This window comes from Klebsiella sp. K5-306 (genome assembly GCF_051835185.1).
In the GTDB taxonomy this organism is placed as follows: Bacteria; Pseudomonadota; Gammaproteobacteria; order Enterobacterales; family Enterobacteriaceae; genus Klebsiella; species Klebsiella oxytoca.
Genome location: NZ_JAIFJY010000024.1, coordinates 49155 through 72739, shown reverse-complemented (window position 1 = coordinate 72739; position 23585 = coordinate 49155). Strand labels below are relative to the sequence as shown.

The window sequence follows — 23585 nt, the reverse complement described above, 5'->3', positions numbered from 1 at the left end:
CGAGGGACGCAGCTATCGCTGGATCGCACGCGAGCTCGGTATCAGCAAGAATACCGTCGCTGACATCGTGCAACGACACAGAGCTAACGCTTAGGGTGTCATTTCGCCCTCAGCCGGAACCGACCCCAGGAAGGTGGCTTTGACATTCTGAGTGTGACCGACACCAGTGTTACTCTGTGTGCGCCGGATGAGCCGGAAGAGACGCTGACGCTGACGGGGTGGGTATTTTCATCATCATTCAGGCTGGCTGACTGACTGACTGACTGCGTTTATGATAATACCTGTCCGGTTATTCACAAATGAAATCAGTACCCGGATTTAATTTTGAATATATATCTGGGCTCACTATTTAAAAGATTCAAATCCCTTGCGTATATAGCTACAAACGGTCTGTGGAATGTCATGGGGATTACTGGTGTGGGTTGGTTTTAATATTTAAAAGGAATGTGAATATGTTGCGGTATTTTATTCTGCGCCCTGAGCAGCAGCTATTCTGTTATTTATACGGTATCGCGCTGGCGCTGGTCCTGATGGTTTTATTTTCTCCTGCATCCCGGGCAGGCGGATTTTATCTGGTTGCGTTATCTGTCGCGCTGTTGTGGGCCGGCCTGGCCCTGTACACCCGGCACACCGACCGGATGAGAAGACCGGAGGTCTCACCGCAGGTCGGTATCCGTGACGGTATTCAGGTGGTGGCCATACTGCCGCGCCATGAAAAGGCCCGTCTGGAATGGGAAATTCTGCAGGATGCTGACGTGTATCGCCGTCAGATGGTTGCCCTTCTGGACCTGGCTCAACGGTGCGTCAGCCGGGGGCTGATATACGCGCCGGCGGTGATGCTGGCTGGTCTGTGCTTTCTTGCCTGGGGATTTCCGCAGGATGCTGTTCGGGTCTTCAGCGCTCTGCGGGAAATGCCCGCCACAGAGCTTGTGCATCAGACTGGTTTTGTCCTGCGCTACGTCCTGCTGATTTCCGTCATGTCGGCTCTGATTGCCGATGTTCTGGCCGGGAGAGGATTGCCGAACGCCTTTCGCCGCGCATTGCTGGACAGGCTGCCGGCAGAGGCGAAGGAATAAACAGCATGGCGAAAATACTAATGATGGCAGGCAGTACCATTGTTGTGCTGAGTCTGCTGGGGTTTCTGGTTTTGCTTCTGAAAGGACGGGCCGTAACGAAGACATCTCCGGTCCTGATGTCACTGAAAGCCCTGGGGATTCGCCCCTCAGAGGCCGAACAGCGATTGTGTCGCCAGCGGGTCTGGGTGGGAAATGACACGCTGATGACACCACGGGAACAACACTTTTACCGGGCACTGCTGAGGCATACCAGCCGTAAGCGCTGGCTGTTATGCCCGCAGGTCCGGGTGGCGGATATTGCCACACTCGCTCCCCACATCCGGCCACGTTCCCGGACCTGGTGGCAACTCTTCCGCATGGCGTCTCAGTGGCACTGCGACGTGGTCATCGTTGATATCCGCACCTTTGCTATCGTTGGCGCGATTGAACTTGATGACGCCTCACATCTGAAAAAACAGCGTATCCGGCGCGATATCCTGCTGGAAGAGGTTCTGAGGCAGGCGGGTATCCCGCTGCTGCGTGACCGGGACTCAGAGAAACTGGTCAGGAGAGTCAGTGAGTTTCTGAAATACCGTGAAGCTGAAACCGACGAAATATCTGCATCCGGCACAGCTTTACCGACAGCGCATACTGAACGCAGGGAGGACGAAAAATGATTGTGCCCGTAGAGGTTGATCGCGATGCGCGGGGCTACTGGACACACCCGGCGTTAATCCGGAGTTGCTGCCAGACCACGCCACAGCTGATGTGGTGGCTGCGCGTCCAGAAGCTGGAGTGCTTCGTGATGAGTATGCGTGACGAGGCTACAGAAGCATTCTGTGCCGGATGGGATGATGGCCCGCCAGACGCTTCTGCATGGGAGCTGGTTCCTCCGCCCGGAAAGGGCTGGTTTCTCGGTTCAGTACATCCACGGGAGGAGGGGCCGGAGTGCTACTGGTTCCGTCATACCACAAAAGCCTGACGCCTCCGCAGGGCGTCGTTGTCCAACCCCGGAGGCGGGAGAAAACCAGTTTCCCCCACCCCCGGCGTTTCTCAAAAACAGTGAAGGAAATACTGTGAAAACAAATCGTACTCTCCGCAAATGGTGTCTGCCCGGGCTGGTCAGCCTGAGCCTGTTCGCCCCCTTACCGGCCGTGTATGCCGCAAGCATCGAGACCGGGTTTTCCCCGGAAGGAACGGGCCTGCAGCTGGTTCTGAAAACCATTACGACCGCACAACAGGAAATCCGGCTGATGGGCTATTCGTTTACGTCTCCGGAGGTGGCCGGCGCGCTGGTCAGGGCCAGGCAGCGGGGCGTGGATGTGAAGGTGGTACTGGACCACAAAGCCAATACCGGCGAGCGCAACAAGGCCAGTCGGGCCGCCATGAACCTGCTGGTCAGCGCGGGTATACCGGTCCGGACGGTGGATACCTACAAGATCCTCCACGACAAAGTGATCATCGCCGATGGCCGCAACACTGAGGTCGGTTCGTTCAACTTTAGTCGCGCGGCCGATCGCGCCAATTCAGAGAACGTGCTCGTCGTGTGGGATGACCCTGTTGTTGCTCAACGCTATCTGCAGCACTGGTCATCCCGCTGGTCGAAGGGAACGGACTGGAAACAGACGTACTGATACCGCCTTAAACGCTCCCCGGACGTAAACCGTGCGCCAACGCGGGTTACGTCCATAAAGTCAGTCGCTGATTTAAGATATCTGTAGTATTCTCTGCGAACGATCCTTTTTTAGATCCTTGAGGAGGCAGAGATGTCGCAGATTGATAATGCAGTAACTTCCTCTTCGAAACCCAAAAGGCCTTACCGTAAGGGGCAACCTTTATCAGTAAGCGAGCGAAAATTGCGCTCTGTATCCAGAAAAAGGGATACGCATAAAGCCGTTACTGTGTTCATACAGAATGCTAAAAAGGCGATGCTGGACGATCTTTGCTCGAAATCCAATATGACTCAGGCAGAAATCATTGAGTTACTAATTGAGCGAGAATCAGAGCAACGGAACAAATAGCAACAAGTCACAATTATTGCTAATAATTAATCCAAGTGCTAGATTACTGATCGTTTAGCAAATTTTGATGGTGGGCCACGCCGTAAGGTGGCAGGGAACTGGTTCTGATGAGGTGTCTACCCGGGACCAGAAAAGCAAAAACCCCGATAATCTTCACCTAGTTTGGCGACTGAAGAAGATTAACGGGGCCTACTTAAACTGTATAGAAGCTGTTGCTCTATGCAGGGAGTATAGTTTTATGCTCAGAAAAGTTCAATACCTGTTTCTGTGTCATTTACTCCTTCCGTGCAACATAAGCGCGGGAAGGTGTGACTGAACAGCACAATCCGCAACACTGGAGTCAGCTGGATACGGAAGAACAGATCCGTTTCTGGCAGGGCATTGATAATGGTCACGTCGGGTCTTTTCTGGTTTCTCCGGAGAAGAAACGTACCCGTCGCCGTCGCGGTGAACATTCCACTAAACCCAAATGCGAAAACCCGTCCTGGTTCCGGCCGCCTCACTATAAGGCGCTGGGTGGCCAGCTGGGGCACGCCTATAACCGTCTGGTGGAAAAAGATCCGGCCACGGGTCAGTGCAGGCTTCGCATGCACATGTCACTGCATCCTTTCTACGTCCAGGAACGGCAGCGCGCGGGGCGCAGATATGCTTTCCGCCCGGAAAAACAACGTCTTCTCGATGCGCTCTGGCCGGTACTGGTCAGCTTCTGCGATGCCGGTAAACACACGGTAGGAATGAGTGTGTCCAGACTGGCCAGAGAACTCAGCCCGAAAGATGCCCGGGGGGAAGTGATTTCCGGTACGGAAGTCACGGTACGCCGGATTTCGGCATTAATTGCCGAGCAGGTCCGCTTTGGTGTACTTGGCGTATCAGAAGAAACTCTGTGGGACAGGGAATCACGGAAGCGACTGCCTAAATACGTCTGGATCACGCCCGTTGGCTGGAAAATGCTGGGTGTTGATTTGATGAAGCTGCAGGAGCAGCAGCTGAAAAAACTACGTGAATGCGAGGAACGTCAGGCGCTCATTAAAGAGGGGCTGTTAGGCGAGCATGAGGAGATTTCTGTTCTGAGGGCGCGTAAACGCTGGTATGAGCAGCGCAGTCGTGAAGCCCTGCAGTATCGCCGTGCAAAAGGGGCCGCACGTAAGCGTGCAAACCGTCTGGCCAGAATGCCCCGCGACCGTCAGGTCTACGAAATGACCTGCTGGCTGAAGAAAACGCTGCCGGCAGATGAGCTCTATGGTTATTCTAAAGATAAACTTGAGCAGCTGGCTGTCCGGCATCTGTACCAGCTGGAGTTGTCACTGAACCCTTCTCCGCCTCATTAGTCAGGCAAATCACAATTTGCGTTAAAAACGGCCCCTCCGGGGCTTTTCGTGCTGGTTTTTTTCAGTCACTGTTGTCAATTCAGTCTGTCTCCGACCTGATTTCACGCTTTTTCTTATGATTTTGCTGCCGTCATGGCCACAGCGCGCATGTGCCTGAATACTTATCCACATAAATCCGCAAACAGATAACATACAGATTCCGGAAACGTATAACGGGAAATCTGCAAAACAGTCTTAACCCAGTTATTAATCCCCTGCATAACAAGCAGCAGGGAGATCCTTTATCTGTGTTACTTCCGTGAACAATCACATTAATGCCTTCGCTCGCAGCGACCGCAAGCGTTCGCGCCGCTCAGAAATTAGGTACCTCCCGCCGCTATACGGCGGGCGAGTCAGCAACCCCTTACTATTTAGTTACATCATTCGGTTAAATCCTCACAAAACCGCGCCAGTGTTGTCCTCTGCATCGCATCAGACACAAGAGACACCAGAAACCTCGCCTGTCACCACCGGAGAACGCTCACGCTTCAATCACATCAGTGCCCACCTGACCGTCACTGAAAAGCGGCGCCCCACCCCGGCCAACGGCCGGGGTAATGCATCGCTTTAAAATGACGGATGTTGTAACTATATTTCGTGGTTGCTGTGGGTGGCGTGGCTTTGGGTTCTGGTGTACACGCTCGTAAGCGGCCCTCACGGCCCGCTAACGCGGAGATACGCCCCGACTGCGGCTCACGCCTTGTCGTGACCACTCCGACCGCGCACAGCAGCTTCTGAATCGTTTTCAGCGGGTTTGGTTGGGCTTAGCAGGGTGGGGGATTATTACGGCTGAAGCCGTAATGCTTTTTTCGTCCTCGCTTCGCTGCGGGGGTCTCCGGCGCAAAGCGCCTCCCATGCGCTGACGCGCATCAAAAAACCGTCACTGGCGTACCCTGAAAATAACGCACGCTCATGCCGGGCAAAGGCGCCTGTGCGGCAATGCCAGAAACCAACCGTTAGTTTTTTTATTAAAAAAATCGGTGACATTGTTCTCTAAACAGGGCCTCTATGTGGTGTAACTTCACCAGGTCGATGCAACGCTATCCTTAATCAAGGGAAACGTTGCTATAATAGCCTGTGTTAATCAATACGTAACAGGACATTTGACTTAACGCAAATAGATGGAAGTAAACTGAATTTACCATTATGTTATTCTTATAATTATGTGTAAATATTTTTATTTGTGCATTTTGGTGTTAACATATGAAATTGAAAGCACTTCATATTAAACTGTACGTTTTATTAGGTTTATGATTTTCAAAAGGTTATATGCTATGTCTGATGAAACAAGTAAGAAACTGGCTGTTTTAATTGATGCTGATAACGCACAAGCATCTTTGTGTAATGAATTATTCTCAGAAGTATCCAAATATGGATTGGCTAATGTAAAACGAGCATATGGGGACTGGACAACAACAAATCTAAAAGGATGGAAAGAACATCTTCACAAACATGCAATTCAACCTATACAACAATTTAGCTATACTACTGGCAAAAACTCTACTGATTCATCATTGATCATTGATGCGATGGACTTACTTCATGATGGGAATTTAGATGGATTTTGCTTAATTTCATCTGATAGTGACTTCACACGGTTAGCCAATAGACTACGGGAAAGCGGCATCATTGTATATGGCTTTGGCGAGGAGAAAACTCCTGATGCTTTCATTTCTGCATGCAATTTATTTATAAAAACAGAAAACTTGAGAAAAACAAAAGCTGCCAAAGATTTCTCTGATGATAAGGACCTTAAAGAATTAATAAGTAATGCTCTGTCCGCAACATCTAAAGATGATGGCTGGTCATTATTGTCTGCGGTTGGGTCTTATATAAATAAGAACGAATCTTCCTTTGATTCCAGAACATATGGCTATGAGAAATTAGGTGGTTTAGTTAAATCATTAACTTATTTAAAGACGGAAACAAGAGAGGTCGGTGGCGTCAGTCATCTATATGTGACAAGTGTTTAAACTGTCGTCATCAATCTTATTCGTCGGACGCACAGCTTCCGCGCCTCACTCAAAGCAGTCAGTCAATACCGCCGAGCTGAATTAAGCTGACTACAATCGTTCAGTCCGGCGTTTAATGTGAGTTTCTCAATCACTCTGGAATGAGTTGGATTTTTGTTAAAATATCAGTGACATTTTCGTTTATCTCATTCGCATTTTCTGTTCAGAACCATGTATTATTTGACGCCAGAGTCGGGATATCAGACTTAAGCATGTAAAATACGTGCCTGGAGCTGAACGGAAACAGAGCAGATAATGAACCGCAAACAATTCATCCAGAGCCGGGGGGCCACCTGTCGTAACTGGACCTGGAGCTGGTCTTTTATCAACCATGACGACCAGCTGGTCATCTTCGGGGCGTGGGACGTTGAGCGTGATCAGGAGCGCGCTGTTATCCTGCGTGAAGCGTGGGAATACAACGCCAGGCTCAGGAAGAACCCCGGCTACACCCAGGCGGTTGAGCATATCGGCTACATCCTCGGGGGATACGACCTGTACACCTTTAACATGGTGCAGGCCACCAGTCCGGATGCGCCGGACGTCGCGGTCATTCAGGATTTCGAACGCCGGCTGGAAAAACGCTTTCTGAGAAAAGAGGGCGCCGTCTGGTACGCTGACTTTACTGCCAGTCCTTATCCCGAAGAGCTGTCCGTCGCCGGTAGCTATATTGAGGGCGCCACAAAATCCATCACCATCAACGCGTATGAACGCGACCCGGCCGCACGGCGGGCCTGTATCGCGTATCATGGTGCCGTCTGTCAGTGCTGCGGATTCGATTTTGAGAAAACCTGGGGTGAGCACGGGAAAGGATTTATCCACGTTCATCATATCCGGCCGCTGAGAACACTCGGACCTGACTATCAGATTGACCCGGTCAACGAGCTGGTCCCGTTGTGCCCGAACTGCCATGCCATGATTCATCGGGGCAATGAGGCAAAGCCGTTGTCCGTTGAGGAATTACGCGCCATGATGAGGCCCTCCGGCTGAATGCCGGCATTTGAAATACTGTTAACCGGAGCTCTGCATGCGCGTTGCTGAACATATCATCCTCGATGCCCTCACTCGCGGAGGATGCATCAAAACCTTCTGGCGTATATCGTCACGACAGGCCGCTGAATCGTCAGCACGGATACCCGAGGGGTATATTCTGGAGTCACCCGGGGAGCGGGAAGATATCGTGCTCAGTCATGCAGACTTTCATGCGCTGGAGAAGCAGCTGGAGCAGAAGGAAACGTGGGAGCAGGTGGTCGGCGTGACCTGTTTTGGTGGGGTAACCTGGCAGCTGAGAGCCGGGTCCGTGTGATGAGTGGCTGAATTGCTGAAATAATTCTTTTATTTCAGCAGTGGCATTCCTGCAGTCCACGACTACAGTCTTCTCACCGGATGCATTGTGTCTGTCCCACACTCCGGGGATTTGCTCCCTTTGACGAACCACAATTGTGTCCGGCCAGCCTTTCACGCTGGCTTTTTTTATGCAATCAGGCACGGTCCCTTCAGAACGCTGTATGGCGCGCCAGTCCCTCCCGTAATGACAGTCAGGCCTGTCTTTTGAACAGGCTTACCTGTCATAATTGTCACTATATTGACTGACCACTATAAGACCAAAGGGAGTGAGTCCGCGTGGCGCTGACACACAAAACAGGGCATCTGGCATGGTGCGCACTTGTCGCGCTGGCACTGGCCAGAAAGGAGCAGGGAGAGCTGTCTCCTGCACAGGAAAACCTTTTTCTCACCCGCTGGCTGGCGACAGCGCTGAAACAGCGGCGATTTCCGCGCGATGTTACACCCGATATCGAATGGTTACTGAATCAGGGGCGTTTGCTGGGTGTGAGAGCAAAACTGGCCGACAAACTGGACTATGTCTGGCGCTCCTGCAGCGGCGAGCTGACTGAACAGAACGACATGTTCCGGCTGACGTATGCGCTGGAAACAGCGAAAGACATGGGCTGGAATTACCGCGTAATGAGCGACAGAGAATGGGCCGGGCGATATGCCTTGGTACTCAATCCTGGAGTAAACGGCGTTTATCTCTTACGGACAAACCTCGATGCCGCTTTTGACGACAATGGCCAGCAGACAAATCCGCTGACAGCACGTCTGACAGGGAGCGTAGCAGGGGTAATGAAGCTGTTAAATCGCTGTGGCTGGCAGGCAGAGCCTGAGTCTGGTGCCTCCCTGCCCCACCAGTATTCACTGATGGCCGGACAGGGAGTGCCAGGAAAGGGGGATTAGTGGCGGATCTGCGCCAGGTCTTCTTCCGTCAGACCGGTCACTTTCATGACAGTATTGCGGTCAATGCCGTTCTGCAGCATGGTACGGGCAATTTTAAGAGTAGCTTCGCGCTCGCCTTTTTCAATACCACGTTGTTCACCCAGCTGGATGCCCTGCTCGATCCCCTGCTGGATACCCTTCTCAATACCTTTTTGCTCGAGCTGTTGTGCGATCGTCATGAGGGCGTCTCCGTGTTGCGGCACACGCTGTGCCAGTTCGCGTACAAAGGCTTCGGCGTCCGATGTTTCACCTGCCTGCACGATATAGTGTACCAGCGATACTACCTGTGATGAAGACAGATATCCGGCCAGCAAAATGGGCGCCAGGCGGTCAACCAGTTCAGCGAGATCGCGCTGATGAATATGTTTCTGCAGCAAGGTCAGGGCAGCCATACTGCGATGCCCGGCGATTTCATCATCCGGAATGACCGTGACGTCTACCAGCGGGAAAGCGCTGCTGTAGAGTGTTCCGGCCAGAATCGGGTCGTCAAACTCATCCAGCCAGCGGGTGGAGTACGGATACGGGCTGCGTTTACCGGTATAGAAAAGGACCGGTATCACCAGTGGCAGCTTCTTATGGCCAGCTTCCAGGTGTCGCTGCATGGCGGCCACCGCATAGCGTATCAGGCGAAAAGCCATATGTTTGTCGGGTGAGGACTGATGCTCAATGAGCACGTGAACGTAGCCATCCCCGGCGGTAGTTTTCAGGCTGTAGAGAACGTCGCTGAAATACTGGCGGAGATCATCCTCAATAAACGAGCCGGATTCCAGTTTCAGTGTGCTGAGGTCGCAGATGGCCTGCAGCTCTGCCGGGAGGTGCAGCTCCATGAAATCCCGGGCAATATCCGGTTGCGTCAGAAACTGCCTGAACGTAGCATCGTGAGGAGTGGGTGTGCTGTTTTTCTTCTTCATCAGCCCTGGCTCTGAAAATTGACCCGGATATGCTATCACAGGCACGAGCGGCACATAATGGCCTGGCGGATGATGATGTTTTTCTTTCCTGTAAGGCCGCTCAGTCAGTCTTCTCGCATATCAATCATTCAGGATGCCGGACAACTCACGTTTGCGAACAGAGCGATCATAATCTTCGGCTTTCACGAAAATCCTGATATTCGAACAAATTAATTCATTCATTCCATCTTTACTGTCCGTTTTCACACACAATCCAGCCCAGAAGGGACCATTTGCAATGGCAGGATCTGTTGTGTCCGAAACGGAGTCGTAGAGTCGCGTTCCCAGAATAGTGAGTCCTGCAACGATTACCGTATAAATTACCAGGGGTATCTTTTTTGTTTTCATCTTACTTCCTTTGTAAACGTTATTTATCAGCGCTGGAGCAGACCCGGATCACAGTCATTTTAGAAACGCCAGCCAGGCGAGCTGTTTCTCGCAGCGATTTTCCATTGACCAGGCGCAGAGTGCGAATCAGTTCGTGTTTCTGCGCATCGGCCACCCTGCCCCGGTATTTTCCTTCTGCTTTCGCCTTACTGATACCCTCTGACTGTCGACGTCGACGGTCTTCGTAATCTTTTCGGGCAATAGCGGCCAGCATATCCAGCATCATGCCATTTACGGCCTTCAGCATGCTTCGGGTAAAGTCATCACTTACTGTGCTGGATAGCGCCAGATAGCTGGTCGGTAGATCAAGACTGACGATGGCCAGCTGCTTGTCTGTAATTTGCTTTCTGAGTGTCTCCCAGCCTGCATCATCCAGGCGAGTGAGCCTGTCGACCTGTTCAATGAGGATCACATCACCAGGTTCCGCATCACCAAGAAGCCTGATCAGTTCAGGGCGGTTCATTGTCGTACCGGAGACATTATCGATATACCAGCCAGCAATACGGTGGCCATGTTGGTTTGCAAACGCCTTCAGTACATTTTTTGCCCGGCTGGCATCCTGCTCTGAAGTGGATGCCCGGAGATACCCAAAAACGAACATTTTTTGTCCTGATGGTAACATTTAAGTGGTACTGCTCATCATGGTATCACTTATGTCATTTTCAGAAGACGACTGCACCAATTGACGGGGTGTGACACCAAGTGTGCAGGCCACTCCTGACAGCGCAATATCAGAAGTCATCTGCACCGATCTCGACTATGCTCAATACTCGTGTGCACCAAAGCGAGGTGTGGGCATGGCGTCAGACACATCACCGATCACCGAACAAGGCGTAGCCACCCTGCCCGAGGCGGCATGGGCGCAAGCCCGGCACCGAGCAGAAATCATCGGGCCGCTGGCAGCGCTTGAGATGGTCGGGCATGACGCCGCCGACGCCGCTGCTCAAGCGCTTGGCCTGTCCCGGCGGCAGGTGTATGTCCTGATCCGCCGTGCCCGGCAAGGCGCGGGGCTGGTGACGGACTTGGCTCGCGGCCGATCCGGCGGCGGCAAAGGCAAGGGGCGTCTGCCGGAACCGGTCGAACGCATCATCCGCGAGCTGCTGCAAAAGCGCTTCCTGACCAAGCAGAAACGCAGCTTGGCGGCATTCCACCGCGAGGTCGCGCAGTCTTGCAAAGCGCAAAAGCTACGGGTGCCGGCGCGCAACACCCTGGCGCTACGGATCGCCGACCTCGATCCGCTCAAGGCCACTCGCCGCCGGGAAGGCCAGGATGCGTCTCGCAGTTTGCAAGGTGTCGGCGGTGAGCCTCCCGCCGTGACCGCGCCGCTGGAACAGGTGCAAATCGACCACACGGTTATCGACTTGATCGTGGTGGACGAGCGCGACCGGCAACCGATTGGCCGTCCGTACCTAACCGTCGCCATTGACGTGTTCACCCGCTGCCTGCTCGGCATGGTGGTCACGCTGGAAGCACCGTCCGCCGTCTCGGTCGGCCTGTGCCTCGCACATGTCGCCTGCGACAAACGCCCATGGCTGGAGGGATTGGCCGTGGAAATGGATTGGCCAATGAGCGGCAAGCCCATGCTGCTCTATCTGGACAACGCGGCCGAGTTCAAGAGTGAAGCGCTACGCCGGGGCTGCGAGCAGCATGGCATCCGGCTGGACTATCGGCCGCTCGGGCAGCCGCACTATGGCGGCATCGTCGAACGGATAATCGGCACGGCGATGCAGATGATCCACGACGAATTGCCTGGAACGACCTTCTCCAATCCCGACCAACGCGGGGAGTACGCCTCCGAGAAGATGGCCGCCCTGACACTGCGCGAGCTGGAGCGCTGGCTCGCACTGGCAGTCGGCACCTATCACGGCTCCGTGCACAACGGTCTGCTTCAGCCGCCGGCCGCGCGCTGGGCCGAGGCTGTGGCGCGCATCGGTGTACCAGCCGTCGTCACCCGCGCCACGGCTTTCCTTGTCGATTTTCTGCCGATCATCCGCCGGACGCTGACCCGAACCGGCTTCGTCATCGATCACATCCACTACTACGCCGACGCGCTCAAGCCGTGGATCGCGCGGCGCGACCGCCTTCCCGCTTTCCTGATTCGGCGCGACCCGCGCGACATCAGCCGTATCTGGGTGCTGGAACCGGAGGGTCAGCACTACCTGGAAATCCCCTACCGTACCTTGTCGCACCCGGCTGTCACCCTCTGGGAGCAACGCCAAGCATTGGCGAAATTGCGGCAGCAAGGGCGTGAACAGGTGGATGAGTCGGCGCTGTTCCGCATGATCGGCCAGATGCGCGAGATCGTGACCACCGCTCAGAAGACCACACGCAAGGCGCGGCGTGACGCGGATCGTCGGCAACACCTCAAGGCATCCGCTCGGCCGGACAAGCCCGTTCCGCCGGAAACGGACATTGCCGACCCGCAGGCCGACAACCTGCCGCCGGCCAAACCGTTCGACCAGATCGAGGAGTGGTAGCCGTGGACGAATATCCCATTATCGACCTGTCTCACCTGCTGCCGGCGGCGCAGGGTCTGGCCCGTCTGCCAGCGGACGAGCGCGTGCAGCGTATCCGCGCCGACCGCTGGATCGGCTACCCGCGAGCAGTCGAAGCGTTGAACAGGCTAGAAACCCTGTATGCGTGGCCGAACAAACAACGCATGCCCAACTTGCTGCTGGTCGGCCCGACCAACAACGGCAAGTCGATGATCATCGAAAAGTTCCGGCGCACGCATCCGGCCAGTTCTGACGCCGACCAGGAACACATCCCGGTGCTGGTCGTGCAGATGCCGTCCGAACCGTCAGTGATGCGCTTCTACGTCGCGCTGCTCGCCGCGATGGGTGCGCCATTGCGCCCGCGCCCACGGCTGCCGGAAATGGAGCAACTGGCGCTGGCACTGCTGCGCAAGGTCGGGGTGCGCATGCTGGTCATCGACGAGCTGCACAATGTCCTGGCCGGCAACAGCGTCAACCGCCGAGAATTTCTCAATCTGCTGCGTTTCCTCGGCAACGAGCTACGCATTCCGCTGGTCGGGGTCGGCACGCGCGACGCCTATCTGGCGATCCGCTCGGATGACCAGTTGGAAAACCGGTTTGAGCCGTTGATGCTGCCTGTGTGGGAGGCCAACGACGATTGCTGCTCGCTGCTGGCCAGCTTCGCCGCTTCGCTCCCGCTGCGGCGGCCTTCGCCAATTGCTACGCCGGACATGGCCCGCTACCTGCTAACGCGCAGTGAGGGCACCATCGGCGAACTGGCGCACCTGCTGATGGCAGCGGCCGTTGCCGCCATCGAAAGCGGCGAGGAAGCGATCAACCACCGCACGCTCGGCATGGCCGATTACACCGGTCCCAGCGAGCGGCGACGCCAGTTCGAGCGGGAGCTGATGTGAAACCGGCATCACGCTGGCCGCTGCATCCGGCACCCAAGGAAGGCGAAGCGCTGTCCTCGTGGCTCAATCGTGTCGCCGTCTGCTACCAGATGGATATGCTCGATCTGTTGGAACACGATCTCGGTCACAGCCAGGTCGATGATCTGGACATTGCGCCACCATCGTTGTTGCTGACGGCGCTGTCCCAGCGAAGCGGCATCGAGCTGGACCGGCTGCGCTGCATGAGTTTTGCCGGCTGGGTGCCGTGGTTGCTCGATAGTCTCGACGACCGGCTTCCGGCCGCCCTGGAAACTTATGCGTTCCAGCTCTCGATTTTGCTGCCGAAGCGCAATCGCAAGACAAGATCGGTCGCGAGTTGGCGCGCATGGCTGCCCAGCCAGCCGATCCGCCGGGCGTGTCCGATCTGCCTGAATGATCCGGCGAACCAGGCTGTGCTGCTCGCGTGGAAGTTACCTCTGATGCTGAGCTGTCCTATGCATGGCTGCTGGCTGGAGTCCTATTGGGGCGTGCCGGGGCGGTTTCTCGGCTGGGAGAGTGCCGACGCTGCGCCGCGCACGGCCAACGACGCAATAGCGGCGATGGATCGGCGTACCTGGCAGGCGCTGACGCAGGGGTACGTGGAGCTGCCGCGCCGGCGCATCCACGCCGGCCTGTGGTTCCGGCTGCTGCGCACGCTGCTGGATGAGCTGAACACCCCGCTTTCGCATTGCGGGGTTTGTGCCGGCAGCGTCCGCTATGTCTGGGAGCGCTGCGGTCATCCGCTGCGCGCCGGACAAAGCCTATGGCGTCCTTACGAAATTCTGGACCCGGCGGTGCAGTTGCAGATGCTGGAGGCGGCGGCCACCGCCATCGAACTGATCGAATCGAAGGTGGTGAGTCCACACGGGGAGCTGGCGGCGTTGTTCTCGCTGGAGACGCAAACCGGGTTTACCAATGGCCTGTCCGAGAAGAAACGTAACCCTGAGCCTGTCGATCACTGGCGGGAGGCGGTCAAGGCGCTCGACGAGGCTATTGCCGAGGCCCGGCACAATTGCGAGACGGCCCGGTCACTGTTCACCTTGGCATCTTATGGACGGCGCGACCCCGAGTCCCTGGATCGCCTTCGCGTCACGTTTGCCCAGGAGGGCATTCCCCCGGAATTTCTGTCACATTATGTTCCAAGCGGACCCTTTGCATTCCTTAGTATGAATGACGGGTTAAGTGACAAAATTTGACCATCAGAACTTTCTGACTCAGACTGTCACATAATCGAACGTATAAGTGACAGGTGCAAGATGCTGATTGGCTATATGCGGGTATCGAAAGCGGATGGTTCCCAGGCCACCGACTTGCAGCGTGATGCGCTGACCGCTGCCGGTGTCGATCCGGCGCATCTCTACGAAGATCAGGCGTCCGGCAAACGCGAGGATCGCCCCGGCCTCGCCGCATGCCTGAAAGCACTGCGCGAAGGCGACACGTTGGTGGTGTGGAAGCTGGATCGACTCGGGCGCAATCTTCGGCATCTGATCAACACCGTGCACGATCTGACCGGGCGAGGCATCGGCCTGAAGGTGCTGACCGGTCACGGCGCGGCCATCGACACCACGACGGCCGCCGGCAAGCTGGTCTTTGGCATCTTCGCTGCGCTGGCCGAGTTTGAGCGCGAACTAATCGCCGAGCGCACGATTGCAGGCTTGGCATCGGCGCGGGCGCGTGGCCGGAAGGGCGGTCGGCCGTTCAAGATGACCGCCGCCAAGCTGCGGCTGGCATTGGCGGCAATGGGGCAACCAGAAACCAAGGTTGGCGATCTCTGCCTGGAACTTGGCATCACGCGGCAGACCCTGTACCGGCATATCTCGCCGAAGGGTGAACTGCGCTCAGATGGTGAGAAACTGCTTAGCAAGCCATGACCCCAACATCCAGCCGGATGCTGGGAACCCCTAGAGCAAGCCAAGGGCCAACCCCGTTCCTATGCCTAGCATGGCTATAGCTACGGTGAGCTGTACCGTGCGCAGCGTGACCTTCTGCAAGACGCGCTTTCCCACAAAAGCGCCGATGAATGCGCAGATTGTCCCAACGGCAACAGGCAGTACCAATGCCTGAGCCTGAGTAAATTGACCGGCAAGCATGGCGGTGCCATACACCACGAGGCGCACGGCATCGACGATCACCGCCGAAACAACCCCCGTCGCCACGAATGCATCCTTGGACAAGCCAGCTTTCAACAGAAACGCCGAGCGCAATGCGCCCTGATTGCCTGAGAGTCCTCCGAAGAAGCCAGAGAGCGCCCCACCAACTGGAAGCCAGCGTGGAGGAAAGGCCAGTGCTTGAAAACGCGGGGATAGTTCCAGCAGTGCAAACAGCACGATCAAACTGCCGATAACCGCCTTCACAGGTGTGATCTCGAAATCCGAGTCAGCGAAGCTGTACTGCCACAAGGCCGGCAGTCGGTCGAACAACGTCAGGGATGCCGCACCAAGAATCGCCGTGATAGCAGCAGGCACGCTGAACTTCGCCACGACAGGCCAATCGGCTTGCCGGGCCATCAGCCCGAACTTGAAGAGATTGTTGGCGAAATGCACCACAGCAGTCGCCGCGATGGCTAATGGCAATGGGAAGAACAGGGCGAACACCGGCATCAGGATCGTTCCCAAACCGAAGCCTGAAAACAAGGTCAGCCCAGATGTCAGTAGGGCCACAAGGCCGATCAGAACGAACTCCATGATGCGCGCCTTTATTTATCGTGTTTCGTTATCGAAGTTCGATTATTATGCTCCAACGAAACCAAAGATCAAGATGTGACCATGACCGATACCACCAAGACTGACCGCAGCCCGTGGGCTGTTTTTCTGGTCTTTCTCCGATTGGGCCTGACCTCTTTCGGCGGCCCGATTGCCCATTTGGGCTACTTCCGCGATGAGTTCGTGACGCGACGGCAGTGGTTGACCGAGCGCAGCTATGCAGATTTGGTCGCCCTCTGCCAATTCCTGCCGGGGCCGGCCAGCAGTCAGGTTGGCATCGCAATTGGGCTGTCACGATCCGGCTATGCCGGGGCGTTGGCTGCGTGGGCTGGTTTCACGCTGCCTTCAGCGATTGCGCTGATCCTGTTTGCGCTGGGCATTGCCAGCTACGGGGATGCGATGCCGTCTGGCGTACTGCATGGATTGAAGGTGGTCGCCGTGGCGGTGGTCGTGCAAGCCGTATGGGGAATGGCTCGCAATCTCTGTCCAGACGCACCGCGCATCACCATCATGGCGGCGGCAACCTGCTTTGTTCTTTTGGTGCCGTCCACCTTGGGGCAGGTGGGGGTTATCGCCATTGCAGCGGTCATAGGTCTGTTGCTATTCAAACCTCAGCAGGGGGCAGCGCATGATCCATTGCCAATTGCCATCCGGCGTCGCGTTGGATTGTTCTGGCTGACGCTGTTCTTTGCGCTGCTGATGGGGTTGCCGTTGTTGACCGCCACATTCCCGAACCAGACGCTGTCGATGGTGGATGCCTTTTACCGGGCTGGATCACTGGTCTTTGGTGGCGGGCACGTCGTGCTCCCGCTGTTGCAAGCCGAAGTGGTGCCTTCCGGCTGGGTCAGCAATGACGCATTTCTGGCAGGCTACGGTGCCGCGCAGGCGGTTCCTGGCCCCTTGTTCACCTTTGCGGCGTTTCTCGGTGCTTCGATGAACCAGGCACCCTCCGGCTGGTTTGGTGGCTTGGTCTGCCTGCTTGCGATCTTCGCGCCGTCCTTCCTGCTGGTCGTGGGTGCGTTGCCGTTTTGGGAACGTCTGCGCCGCAACTCCCGCACGCAAGCGGCGTTGTTGGGCATCAACGCGGCCGTGGTTGGCCTGCTGCTGGCAGCCCTCTATCAACCGGTATGGACGAGCGCGATTCATGCACCGCAAGACTTCGGCTTGGCCCTTGTGGCATTAGTTGCCCTGATGTTCTGGAAGCTGCCGCCGTGGCTAGTCGTAGTTGGTAGTGGTGTCGCGGGCTGGTTGTTGAGCGTGACCCTGTGAGGTTCCGAGCGTGACCGACAAAGACCTTTACGGTGGATTGATCCGTTTGCACATCCTGCATCACGCAGCCGAAGAACCCATCTTCGGCCTCGGCATCATCGAGGAATTGCGACACCACGGTTACGAGATCAGCGCAGGCACCTTGTATCCGATGCTGCACGGATTGGAAAAGAAGGGCTATCTCACTTCACGGCATGAGCGCACCGGTCGACGGGATCGGCGGGTGTATGAGATCACCGAGCAAGGCCGCGTGGCGCTGACCGATGCCAAAGCCAAGGTCAAGGAGCTGTTTGGCGAACTGATTGAAGGCAAATGATTTGCTTATGGTTGTAGTGCAGTTGACTTCTGATAGTCCGTGCAGTCGCCTTCTGAAAGTGACAACTTAAGTAGTCACAATAAAATTACCCGGTATCTTTTTGGGTGGTACATATAAAGTATACCCCAATGTGACATTGGCTGACGCGCCCGCCGGGCTTGTCCAACCCTTCGCCTGCTCAGATGCAAGATCTGAACCGACTCACGGTATGCGCTGTTGGGTAACAAAATAAAAGCCGAGAGCGTGGCTTTTTTCATCGAAGTGACGAGCTAACTGAGGGGCCTGGGCAAAACAGCACGGCGAGTGAATTTTGAAACGGTAAATCACTTAGCTGAAGTAATGGACGGCTTTGCACAGTGCATACTGCAGTCCTGTGCCTTTGCTGCCTCTCTTGATTCGCTTCAGGCCCCCCCCCCAGCCCCGACTGGCCGACGTCGGCCGCAGGCTCGAAGATCAGGGGCGGCTACAGGCTGAAGTCGGCGATAACTACGCCCTGGCCGTGATGGCATGCCTGGCGGGGACGGGTTCCGCGTTATGACCGTACCTGCTGGCCCCCGAAATCAGTGCCCTGCTCCACTACGTTCCGAATCTTTAACGTAAAACGATGTTTGCGAGTATTAGGAACACAGGCGCGCGTATCAATGAAGTGCTGGCCTCGCCCGCAATGATTTTTTGCTGCAGCAGCTCTACCCGTTTGTGCAGCTGGCCACGCTGAAACAGCGCTAGTAAAAGGCCGCCCGCAGCGCCGGAACGGTGCCGCATCGCCTGGTGCCGTTGTCCGAGCAATTGTATCTTTCGCAGCTACAGATGATGGTGCCCACGCTGAAGAAAGTTTAAATCCCTAGCTCTATTCAAGAGAATGCACTTATTCAAAATGGGGTGTCTATGGGATACCCTTTGGATGTTTTAAATACGTCCGATAGATACATTTTTATACTTGACTTCATCTTCTCCTTTAAGTTAAAAATACACTAATTGAACATCCTTAAGGTATCCCTAGTGTGTCTAATGGATGTTATTTGAATATCTATCGTGGATAAAAGGAATATCTAATGCCTGTGATTGCAAATGCTCATCCTAAAGGTGGAGTAGGTAAGACCACTACATCGGTTAATTTGATTGGTGAAATGGAGTCCGATGCTGTTGACCTTGATACTCATACGGGTCTTTCAATCATCCTTGGTCTGCGTCCGGACGGTAAGCCGATTTCCGTTAAGGTACCCAATACAGTTGATGAGCTAATTGAAATAATGACGCCATATAAGAATAGCGATAAGACGCTGTTTATAGATTGTGGTGGCTTTGACTCCGATCTCACTCGTACAGCCGTTGCGTTTGCCGACTGTGTTATCGTCCCTTCAAAAGACTCTCTGACCGAACGGATTGGTTTGATGCACTTTGATGGGGTTCTTGAGGAGATTAGTACCATCATGGGCACAAACATCACTGCTCATCTTTATCTTTGCAAGGTAAATCCAAACAAAAAGAACTTTCCAAAGCTGGAGGCGATCCTCCCTTCATTCAAGCATCTGAAATTGATGAATAGCCGAATTTCAGCGCGAGCCGAGTTTGAAGAAGTCATCGAGAATGGAATGGGGGTCACCGAAACACTGCATGGGCGTACCACTTCAGGAGGTAAGGAAATTATGGCCCTGGTCGATGAAATTCAGCAAATCATAGCCATGAGCGCTTAATGTCTTAGGGGTATCCCATGGGTGTCTTATGGGGATTTATTGTGTATATTATGGGCATTCGGTGAATGTCTTACGAACATCTTATGGAAATGACTATGAGCAAGAAAAATTTTAACGAGCAGGCAGAGAAACTTAAAAGTTTAGTGGGATCAGCCCGACTGCAGACGTCTTCACCGGCGCTTGTTTCGACGGCCGAGGCAACAGAGCAGAATGGAGATATGCCTTCAGAAGCTCATGCTGCTGAGGTTCGAGTTGAACCCCCTAAGACCAAGGCGAAAAACCTGAAAGCGATTCCACTGTCGTACTTTGAGGCCCATGCTGAGTTAAAATTTTCAAGCAAGACCTCTCTAGATTTCAGTTCTTATATCATTGAGGCTATCAGGGAAAAACTGGAGCGTGACGGCGCTATCGGTAAATAGTTATGGATGTATGTTAGGTATCCATCGGGTGTCTTTGGGGTGGGCATCCCTTAGGTGTCTTAAGTGTGTCACTCAGATATTTTTTCTAATGCCTGCCAGACTCAGTATTGGCCTCCCGCATGAAATTGAAGAATGCTGGGTGCGGGTATACGTAGTGTATCTAATGGATGTTTTTTGAATACCTTTAGGGTGTTTTTAGTGTGTCTCATAGGGATTACTTAGATATGAGCTACGGGGATGTCTGACCAGCGGGTTGTATAGGCTGGAGAGAGCATTTCCCTCTTCATTTGCCACTCAGGCGCAATGCCTCGCCCCGCAAACCATACTTTCCCCAGGCCGGAATGGTTGATGCCGTCGAGCACCTTCATCAGCTCATCACTGTGTGCTCTGGGCTGTACGTCATCAAAAAGATTCAGCTGAGAGATGCCGGTCGGGGAGAAATCGTTCAGCATGATGCCGGCTTTGGCATAGCGATGGCCGGAGACCCAAATCCTGTCCAGCGCTCTGACTGCAGCAGTAATAATGTCCCGGGTGTCCCGCGTGGGAGTCATCAGTTTCTCTGTTGCCAGATTGCCATAGTAGGGCTCGTTGATGGCGAACGGCGACGTTTTAATGAAGGCCGAGATATGCCTGCAGTACTGATGCTCGCCGCGCAGCTTCTCCGCTGCGCGTTCTGCATGCTGGCAGACGGCCTGACGCATCGCCTCGTAAGTCGTGACGCGTTCTCCGAAAGAACGGCTGCAGACAATCTGCTGTTTGGGCGGGGGGGCTTCCTCCAGCGAGATGCACGGCTCTCCGTTCAGTTCACGAACCGTTCTCTCCAGTACCACGTTGAAGTTTTTCCTGATGAAGGTCGGATTCGCGCGCGCCAGCTGCAGCGCAGTGGTGATACCCATTGTCCCCAGCGTCTTCGAAATTCTCCGGCCCACTCCCCAGATTTCTTCCACCGGCTGCAGTGAGAGCAGTTTCTCCGTCCGGCGGGGATTGCCCGGGGTCAGAGCCAGAACACCGCCAAATTGTGGCCATTCTTTTGAAGCCCACTGGGCTGACTTCGCCAGCGTTTTGGTGGGGCCCATACCGACACCGATGGTGAGTCCCGTACCGTTACCAACATGGACACGAAGTTGCCGACCGAAGTCTTCAAAGTCAATGCAGCTGTTGATGCCCCGGATATCAAGGAACATCTCGTCAATGGAATACTGTTCCACGCGCGGCGCCAGCTCTTCCAGATGTGTCATCACCCGGGCGGACATCGAGGCGTACAGCTCATAGTTGCTGGAGAACACGTGCAGCTTCTCGGGAAACTGTGCGTCCTTCAGCCGGAACCACGGTACGCCCATTTTGATACCAAGAAGTTTTGCTTCTTTTGAGCGGGCGATAACGCAGCCGTCGTTGTTGCTCAGCACGACAACCGGTTTACCCCGCAGGTCAGGGCGAAACACCTTCTCGCAGCTGGCATAGAATGAGTTGACGTCGGCCAGGGCAAACATCAGTCCGCTCCGCGCGTCTTATGGATAAACGCGGTCACCACACCAAAAATCTGCAGCGTCTCCGGGTCAGGGTGAAGGGCAGGGTAGGCCGGGTTCATGGGCTGCAGTACAGGACGGGGCGTCAGCAGAAGCCGTTTGACGGTAAATTCCCCCTCCATTTCGGCGATGACAATGTCCCCGTGCACCGGTTTCTCTGCCTTGTCGACGACCATCAGGTCGCCTGAATTCAGGCCAATATCGGTCATCGAGTTGCCGATAGCCCGGACAAAATAGGTGGAGGCCCGGTGCCGGATGCAGTACTCGTTCAGGTCCAGCTCCGCTTCCGTGTAATCTGCCGCCGGTGAAGGAAAACCGGCGGCGCAACGCTCGGTAAAAAGGGGGAGGGTCATGACCCCGGGTTCGGGGGAGGCAGCAATAAACTTCATCTTTAGCGTCTCATTAACTGTATTTATATACAGTAATTATTTTGCCGCCTTCATTTTTTTGCAAGCCTCTTTACGCAGCTCCGGGCTAAAACATTGCTGTGGTTACGAAAAAAAACGACTGACTGTAAAAACGTACGTCGGGGCTACACCGGTAGCGGTATCCTGTAATATACAGATAACCAATGAATTTCTATCTAGGAGGTCTTTATGTCACCCGGCTTCAGAAACGTTCTTCGCTTTGCCGGCGTCCCCGTCGACAGCAGCGAGCCGGTACGCAGGCAGTACGGCAGCCGCATGATTGGTATCGTCACGGTATGCCTGCTCCCGCTCCTGGTGTTCGACGTTCCGCTGTGGGTTTTCGTGCTCTCCCAGGTCATCTGGGGCGCGGGCGTTTATATCGGCCTCTCTGTGGCCGGAGATAAATCCCGGAATCGCTGATGCTTTGCCGCTGATTGTACGAAAAAAGCACAGGCGTGATGACGCCTGTCCTCCCGCGCTTCTCCGCTGTCTGCCTTCAGGTTATCCACAATCTTAAACCCCGCGTTTGTGGACAGGTATGCCGATACTCCTCTTTCCCCTGATGTCGCTGAAGGCCTGCCACCCGCTGCCAGTGTCTCGCGTCCGGTCGGGTACGGGACGGGCGGCTTTTCCGCTCAGGCCCGTCGTCGTTGAGAGTGTACGCCAGTCCCTCGCCCTTTTAAGGAACGCCCTTCAAGCCGCTTTCGCGGCATATTCTCGCCGCCATAAAAAACTGGCGGCTGCGATATTCCACGGTCGGCCTGACCCGTGACCGGACGCGATGAACAGGCAGCGTGCGGCAGGGAACGGTATCGCGGTGATACCTCCTGTCCCCTCTGACTACAGGAGTGCTGCCATGTCCAGATTCATTCTCGGGAACTGTATTGATGTGATGCGCGGATTCCCCGACCGTGCCGTGGACCTTATCGTGACCGACCCGCCCTATTTAGTGGGCTTTAAGGACCGTCAGGGCAGACAGATTGCCGGGGATGTGACGGACGAATGGCTGCAACCGGCCACGCTGGAGATGTACCGCGTCCTTAAAAAAGACGCACTGATGGTGAGCTTCTACAGCTGGAACCGTGTGGACCGCTTTATGGCCGCGTGGAAGGCGGCAGGATTCTATGCCGTGGGCCAGCTTGTGTTCACCAAAAACTATGCCTCCAACCGTCGTAACGCCAGGGCCCGACGCGGATTTGTGGACTACTGCCATGAAGGGGCTTATGTCCTTGCCAAAGGCCGCCCCGTGCCGCCCCTTAAACCGCTGCCGGATGTGCTGCCCTTCCCGTATACCGGTAATACCCTGCATCCGACGCAGAAACCGGTGGAGGCGCTACAGCCGCTGATTGAGTCATTCAGCGCCCCGGGCGCGATTGTTCTCGACCCGTTTGCCGGAAGCGGTTCGACCTGCGTCGCTGCATACCGTGCCGGACGCCGCTATATCGGCATCGAAATGCTGGCGCAGTACCACCGGGCCGGAACCGAACGACTGGACGCCATGCACCGGGCCGTCAACACCCCGGCGGCGAACGATGAATGGCTCCCGGAGGTGGCGTAATGAACTACAACGGACACGAAGCCCTGCGCCGCGATATGGCCGGGCTGGCCAACAACATCTGCGACCTGAAAACCACCCTGAAAGTGCTGGAAGACAAATACCACTACCAGCACGACGGACTGCCGGAACGGCTGGCTGGCGTGAGCCTGCGACGCCTCAACGTCCTGATGGACGAGGCATTCAATATCGCCCTGTTACTCGATGAATCTTTCAGAGACTGAACCC

At 55.2% G+C, this 23585-nt stretch carries 28 protein-coding genes and 1 pseudogene; 23 read left to right on the top strand and 6 right to left on the bottom strand.

The window, feature by feature from the left end; translation table 11 throughout:
* Window positions 1-452: 452 nt before the first annotated feature.
* The 11 genes from K2184_RS26175 (at window position 453) to K2184_RS26125 (ending at window position 8687) form a co-directional block, all read left to right on the top strand.
* Entirely contained in the window at window positions 453-1076 is a 624-nt protein-coding gene (locus K2184_RS26175) for a hypothetical protein (protein WP_020315122.1), read from the top strand.
* A gap of 5 nt (window positions 1077-1081) precedes the next feature.
* The gene (locus tag K2184_RS26170) at window positions 1082-1732 is read left to right on the top strand and encodes a DUF2726 domain-containing protein (protein ID WP_020315132.1); all 651 of its coding nucleotides are present in this window, start codon (window positions 1082-1084) and stop codon (window positions 1730-1732) included.
* Window positions 1729-2037, top strand: a complete 309-nt coding sequence (locus K2184_RS26165; RefSeq protein WP_004098858.1) for a hypothetical protein — start codon at window positions 1729-1731, stop codon at window positions 2035-2037. Before K2184_RS26170 ends, K2184_RS26165 begins: the two co-directional genes overlap by 4 nt.
* 94 nt (window positions 2038-2131) lie before the next feature.
* Window positions 2132-2689 carry a phospholipase D family protein gene (locus K2184_RS26160; RefSeq protein ID WP_020315133.1) on the top strand — a complete coding sequence of 186 codons (558 nt, stop codon included), beginning with the start codon at window positions 2132-2134 and terminating at the stop codon, window positions 2687-2689.
* 132 nt (window positions 2690-2821) lie between these two features.
* Window positions 2822-3076 carry a replication regulatory protein RepA gene (repA, locus tag K2184_RS26155; protein ID WP_004098862.1) on the top strand — a complete coding sequence of 85 codons (255 nt, stop codon included), beginning with the start codon at window positions 2822-2824 and terminating at the stop codon, window positions 3074-3076.
* Window positions 3077-3314: 238 nt separating this feature from the next.
* Window positions 3315-3392, top strand: coding sequence for a RepA leader peptide Tap (tap, locus tag K2184_RS26150; RefSeq protein ID WP_020323529.1), 78 nt, complete (start codon window positions 3315-3317; stop codon window positions 3390-3392).
* A complete protein-coding gene (repA, locus tag K2184_RS26145) occupies window positions 3385-4404 on the top strand; it encodes a plasmid replication initiator RepA (protein ID WP_020314728.1) in 1020 nt (339 codons plus the stop codon). The genes tap and repA (K2184_RS26145) overlap by 8 nt, the downstream gene beginning before the upstream one ends.
* Window positions 4405-5717: 1313 nt before the next feature.
* Complete coding sequence (locus tag K2184_RS26140; protein WP_020804881.1) at window positions 5718-6416, top strand: NYN domain-containing protein; 699 nt, start codon at window positions 5718-5720, stop codon at window positions 6414-6416.
* A 294-nt stretch (window positions 6417-6710) separates the two neighbouring features.
* Window positions 6711-7442: an HNH endonuclease gene (locus K2184_RS26135; RefSeq protein ID WP_020804880.1), complete on the top strand. Its 732-nt coding sequence runs from the start codon at window positions 6711-6713 to the stop codon at window positions 7440-7442.
* Window positions 7443-7479: 37 nt separating this feature from the next.
* Window positions 7480-7758, top strand: coding sequence for a hypothetical protein (locus K2184_RS26130; protein WP_020314648.1), 279 nt, complete (start codon window positions 7480-7482; stop codon window positions 7756-7758).
* Between the two features lie 317 nt (window positions 7759-8075).
* Entirely contained in the window at window positions 8076-8687 is a 612-nt protein-coding gene (locus K2184_RS26125; protein ID WP_020804876.1) for a DUF2913 family protein, read from the top strand.
* Here K2184_RS26125 and K2184_RS26120 read toward each other — a convergent pair.
* The 3 genes from K2184_RS26120 to K2184_RS26110 all read right to left on the bottom strand — a co-directional run bounded on the left by K2184_RS26120 (window position 8684) and on the right by K2184_RS26110 (window position 10664).
* The gene (locus tag K2184_RS26120; protein WP_020314639.1) at window positions 8684-9637 is read right to left on the bottom strand and encodes an Rpn family recombination-promoting nuclease/putative transposase; all 954 of its coding nucleotides are present in this window, start codon (window positions 9635-9637) and stop codon (window positions 8684-8686) included. The genes K2184_RS26125 and K2184_RS26120 overlap by 4 nt on opposite strands.
* Window positions 9638-9757: 120 nt before the next feature.
* Window positions 9758-10024 (bottom strand): hypothetical protein, encoded by a 267-nt coding sequence (locus tag K2184_RS26115; protein WP_022644719.1) that lies wholly within the window; start codon window positions 10022-10024, stop codon window positions 9758-9760.
* Between the two features lie 19 nt (window positions 10025-10043).
* Window positions 10044-10664, bottom strand: coding sequence for a recombinase family protein (locus K2184_RS26110; protein WP_020314642.1), 621 nt, complete (start codon window positions 10662-10664; stop codon window positions 10044-10046).
* Window positions 10665-10860: 196 nt separating this feature from the next.
* Here K2184_RS26110 and K2184_RS26105 point away from each other — a divergent pair, with 196 nt between their 5' ends.
* From K2184_RS26105 to K2184_RS26090, 4 genes are read left to right on the top strand one after another with little or no spacing between them, the layout of a single operon-like run.
* The gene (locus tag K2184_RS26105) at window positions 10861-12540 is read left to right on the top strand and encodes a Mu transposase C-terminal domain-containing protein (RefSeq protein ID WP_040110292.1); all 1680 of its coding nucleotides are present in this window, start codon (window positions 10861-10863) and stop codon (window positions 12538-12540) included.
* A 2-nt stretch (window positions 12541-12542) separates the two neighbouring features.
* On the top strand, window positions 12543-13451 hold the full coding sequence (locus tag K2184_RS26100; RefSeq protein WP_040110293.1) for a TniB family NTP-binding protein: 909 nt from the start codon (window positions 12543-12545) through the stop codon (window positions 13449-13451).
* A complete protein-coding gene (locus K2184_RS26095) occupies window positions 13448-14665 on the top strand; it encodes a TniQ family protein (RefSeq protein ID WP_040110294.1) in 1218 nt (405 codons plus the stop codon). Before K2184_RS26100 ends, K2184_RS26095 begins: the two co-directional genes overlap by 4 nt.
* Window positions 14666-14725: 60 nt before the next feature.
* Complete coding sequence (locus K2184_RS26090; RefSeq protein WP_040110295.1) at window positions 14726-15340, top strand: recombinase family protein; 615 nt, start codon at window positions 14726-14728, stop codon at window positions 15338-15340.
* 30 nt (window positions 15341-15370) lie between these two features.
* Here the strand turns inward: K2184_RS26090 and K2184_RS26085 are convergent, their stop codons facing one another.
* Entirely contained in the window at window positions 15371-16153 is a 783-nt protein-coding gene (locus K2184_RS26085; protein WP_040110296.1) for a sulfite exporter TauE/SafE family protein, read from the bottom strand.
* Between the two features lie 81 nt (window positions 16154-16234).
* On the opposite strand from K2184_RS26085, the gene chrA reads away from it, so the two are divergent.
* From chrA to K2184_RS26060, 5 genes and pseudogenes are all read left to right on the top strand, one after another.
* Window positions 16235-17440: a chromate efflux transporter gene (gene chrA / locus K2184_RS26080; protein WP_040110297.1), complete on the top strand. Its 1206-nt coding sequence runs from the start codon at window positions 16235-16237 to the stop codon at window positions 17438-17440.
* 10 nt (window positions 17441-17450) lie between these two features.
* A complete protein-coding gene (locus tag K2184_RS26075; protein WP_040110298.1) occupies window positions 17451-17756 on the top strand; it encodes a PadR family transcriptional regulator in 306 nt (101 codons plus the stop codon).
* Window positions 17757-18297: 541 nt separating this feature from the next.
* Window positions 18298-18584 (top strand): annotated as a pseudogene (locus K2184_RS26070) (phage integrase family protein); the annotation flags it as partial.
* 224 nt (window positions 18585-18808) lie between these two features.
* The gene (locus K2184_RS26065; protein WP_020804882.1) at window positions 18809-19450 is read left to right on the top strand and encodes a ParA family protein; all 642 of its coding nucleotides are present in this window, start codon (window positions 18809-18811) and stop codon (window positions 19448-19450) included.
* A gap of 95 nt (window positions 19451-19545) precedes the next feature.
* Entirely contained in the window at window positions 19546-19869 is a 324-nt protein-coding gene (locus tag K2184_RS26060; protein ID WP_032426086.1) for a hypothetical protein, read from the top strand.
* A 218-nt stretch (window positions 19870-20087) separates the two neighbouring features.
* Here K2184_RS26060 and K2184_RS26055 read toward each other — a convergent pair whose 3' ends face one another.
* Together K2184_RS26055 and umuD are read right to left on the bottom strand one after the other, a co-directional pair.
* The gene (locus K2184_RS26055) at window positions 20088-21359 is read right to left on the bottom strand and encodes a Y-family DNA polymerase (protein WP_020804877.1); all 1272 of its coding nucleotides are present in this window, start codon (window positions 21357-21359) and stop codon (window positions 20088-20090) included.
* Entirely contained in the window at window positions 21359-21784 is a 426-nt protein-coding gene (gene umuD / locus K2184_RS26050; RefSeq protein WP_020804879.1) for a translesion error-prone DNA polymerase V autoproteolytic subunit, read from the bottom strand. The genes K2184_RS26055 and umuD overlap by 1 nt, the downstream gene beginning before the upstream one ends.
* Window positions 21785-21991: 207 nt before the next feature.
* On the opposite strand from umuD, the gene K2184_RS26045 reads away from it, so the two are divergent.
* The 3 genes from K2184_RS26045 (at window position 21992) to K2184_RS26035 (ending at window position 23581) form a co-directional block, all read left to right on the top strand.
* Window positions 21992-22222, top strand: coding sequence for a hypothetical protein (locus K2184_RS26045; RefSeq protein ID WP_020804878.1), 231 nt, complete (start codon window positions 21992-21994; stop codon window positions 22220-22222).
* A 436-nt stretch (window positions 22223-22658) separates the two neighbouring features.
* The gene (locus tag K2184_RS26040) at window positions 22659-23360 is read left to right on the top strand and encodes a DNA methylase (RefSeq protein ID WP_373639617.1); all 702 of its coding nucleotides are present in this window, start codon (window positions 22659-22661) and stop codon (window positions 23358-23360) included.
* Window positions 23360-23581, top strand: a complete 222-nt coding sequence (locus K2184_RS26035) for a hypothetical protein (RefSeq protein ID WP_020804418.1) — start codon at window positions 23360-23362, stop codon at window positions 23579-23581. The genes K2184_RS26040 and K2184_RS26035 overlap by 1 nt, the downstream gene beginning before the upstream one ends.
* The last annotated feature ends 4 nt before the right edge of the window (window positions 23582-23585 follow it).

Excerpts from the sequence above, each read along its gene's own strand:
- K2184_RS26175 (WP_020315122.1), top strand. The coding sequence starts at position 453 with ATGTTGCGGTATTTTATTCTGCGCCCTGAGCAGCAGCTATTCTGTTAT.
- K2184_RS26170 (WP_020315132.1), top strand. The coding sequence starts at position 1,082 with ATGGCGAAAATACTAATGATGGCAGGCAGTACCATTGTTGTGCTGAGT.
- K2184_RS26165 (WP_004098858.1), top strand. The coding sequence starts at position 1,729 with ATGATTGTGCCCGTAGAGGTTGATCGCGATGCGCGGGGCTACTGGACA.
- repA (WP_004098862.1), top strand. The coding sequence starts at position 2,822 with ATGTCGCAGATTGATAATGCAGTAACTTCCTCTTCGAAACCCAAAAGG.
- tap (WP_020323529.1), top strand. The coding sequence starts at position 3,315 with ATGCTCAGAAAAGTTCAATACCTGTTTCTGTGTCATTTACTCCTTCCG.
- K2184_RS26140 (WP_020804881.1), top strand. The coding sequence starts at position 5,718 with ATGTCTGATGAAACAAGTAAGAAACTGGCTGTTTTAATTGATGCTGAT.
- K2184_RS26135 (WP_020804880.1), top strand. The coding sequence starts at position 6,711 with ATGAACCGCAAACAATTCATCCAGAGCCGGGGGGCCACCTGTCGTAAC.
- K2184_RS26130 (WP_020314648.1), top strand. The coding sequence starts at position 7,480 with ATGCGCGTTGCTGAACATATCATCCTCGATGCCCTCACTCGCGGAGGA.
- K2184_RS26120 (WP_020314639.1), bottom strand. The coding sequence starts at position 9,637 with ATGAAGAAGAAAAACAGCACACCCACTCCTCACGATGCTACGTTCAGG.
- K2184_RS26115 (WP_022644719.1), bottom strand. The coding sequence starts at position 10,024 with ATGAAAACAAAAAAGATACCCCTGGTAATTTATACGGTAATCGTTGCA.
- K2184_RS26110 (WP_020314642.1), bottom strand. The coding sequence starts at position 10,664 with ATGTTCGTTTTTGGGTATCTCCGGGCATCCACTTCAGAGCAGGATGCC.
- K2184_RS26105 (WP_040110292.1), top strand. The coding sequence starts at position 10,861 with ATGGCGTCAGACACATCACCGATCACCGAACAAGGCGTAGCCACCCTG.
- K2184_RS26090 (WP_040110295.1), top strand. The coding sequence starts at position 14,726 with ATGCTGATTGGCTATATGCGGGTATCGAAAGCGGATGGTTCCCAGGCC.
- K2184_RS26085 (WP_040110296.1), bottom strand. The coding sequence starts at position 16,153 with ATGGAGTTCGTTCTGATCGGCCTTGTGGCCCTACTGACATCTGGGCTG.
- chrA (WP_040110297.1), top strand. The coding sequence starts at position 16,235 with ATGACCGATACCACCAAGACTGACCGCAGCCCGTGGGCTGTTTTTCTG.
- K2184_RS26065 (WP_020804882.1), top strand. The coding sequence starts at position 18,809 with ATGCCTGTGATTGCAAATGCTCATCCTAAAGGTGGAGTAGGTAAGACC.
- K2184_RS26060 (WP_032426086.1), top strand. The coding sequence starts at position 19,546 with ATGAGCAAGAAAAATTTTAACGAGCAGGCAGAGAAACTTAAAAGTTTA.
- K2184_RS26055 (WP_020804877.1), bottom strand. The coding sequence starts at position 21,359 with ATGTTTGCCCTGGCCGACGTCAACTCATTCTATGCCAGCTGCGAGAAG.
- umuD (WP_020804879.1), bottom strand. The coding sequence starts at position 21,784 with ATGAAGTTTATTGCTGCCTCCCCCGAACCCGGGGTCATGACCCTCCCC.
- K2184_RS26045 (WP_020804878.1), top strand. The coding sequence starts at position 21,992 with ATGTCACCCGGCTTCAGAAACGTTCTTCGCTTTGCCGGCGTCCCCGTC.
- K2184_RS26040 (WP_373639617.1), top strand. The coding sequence starts at position 22,659 with ATGTCCAGATTCATTCTCGGGAACTGTATTGATGTGATGCGCGGATTC.
- K2184_RS26035 (WP_020804418.1), top strand. The coding sequence starts at position 23,360 with ATGAACTACAACGGACACGAAGCCCTGCGCCGCGATATGGCCGGGCTG.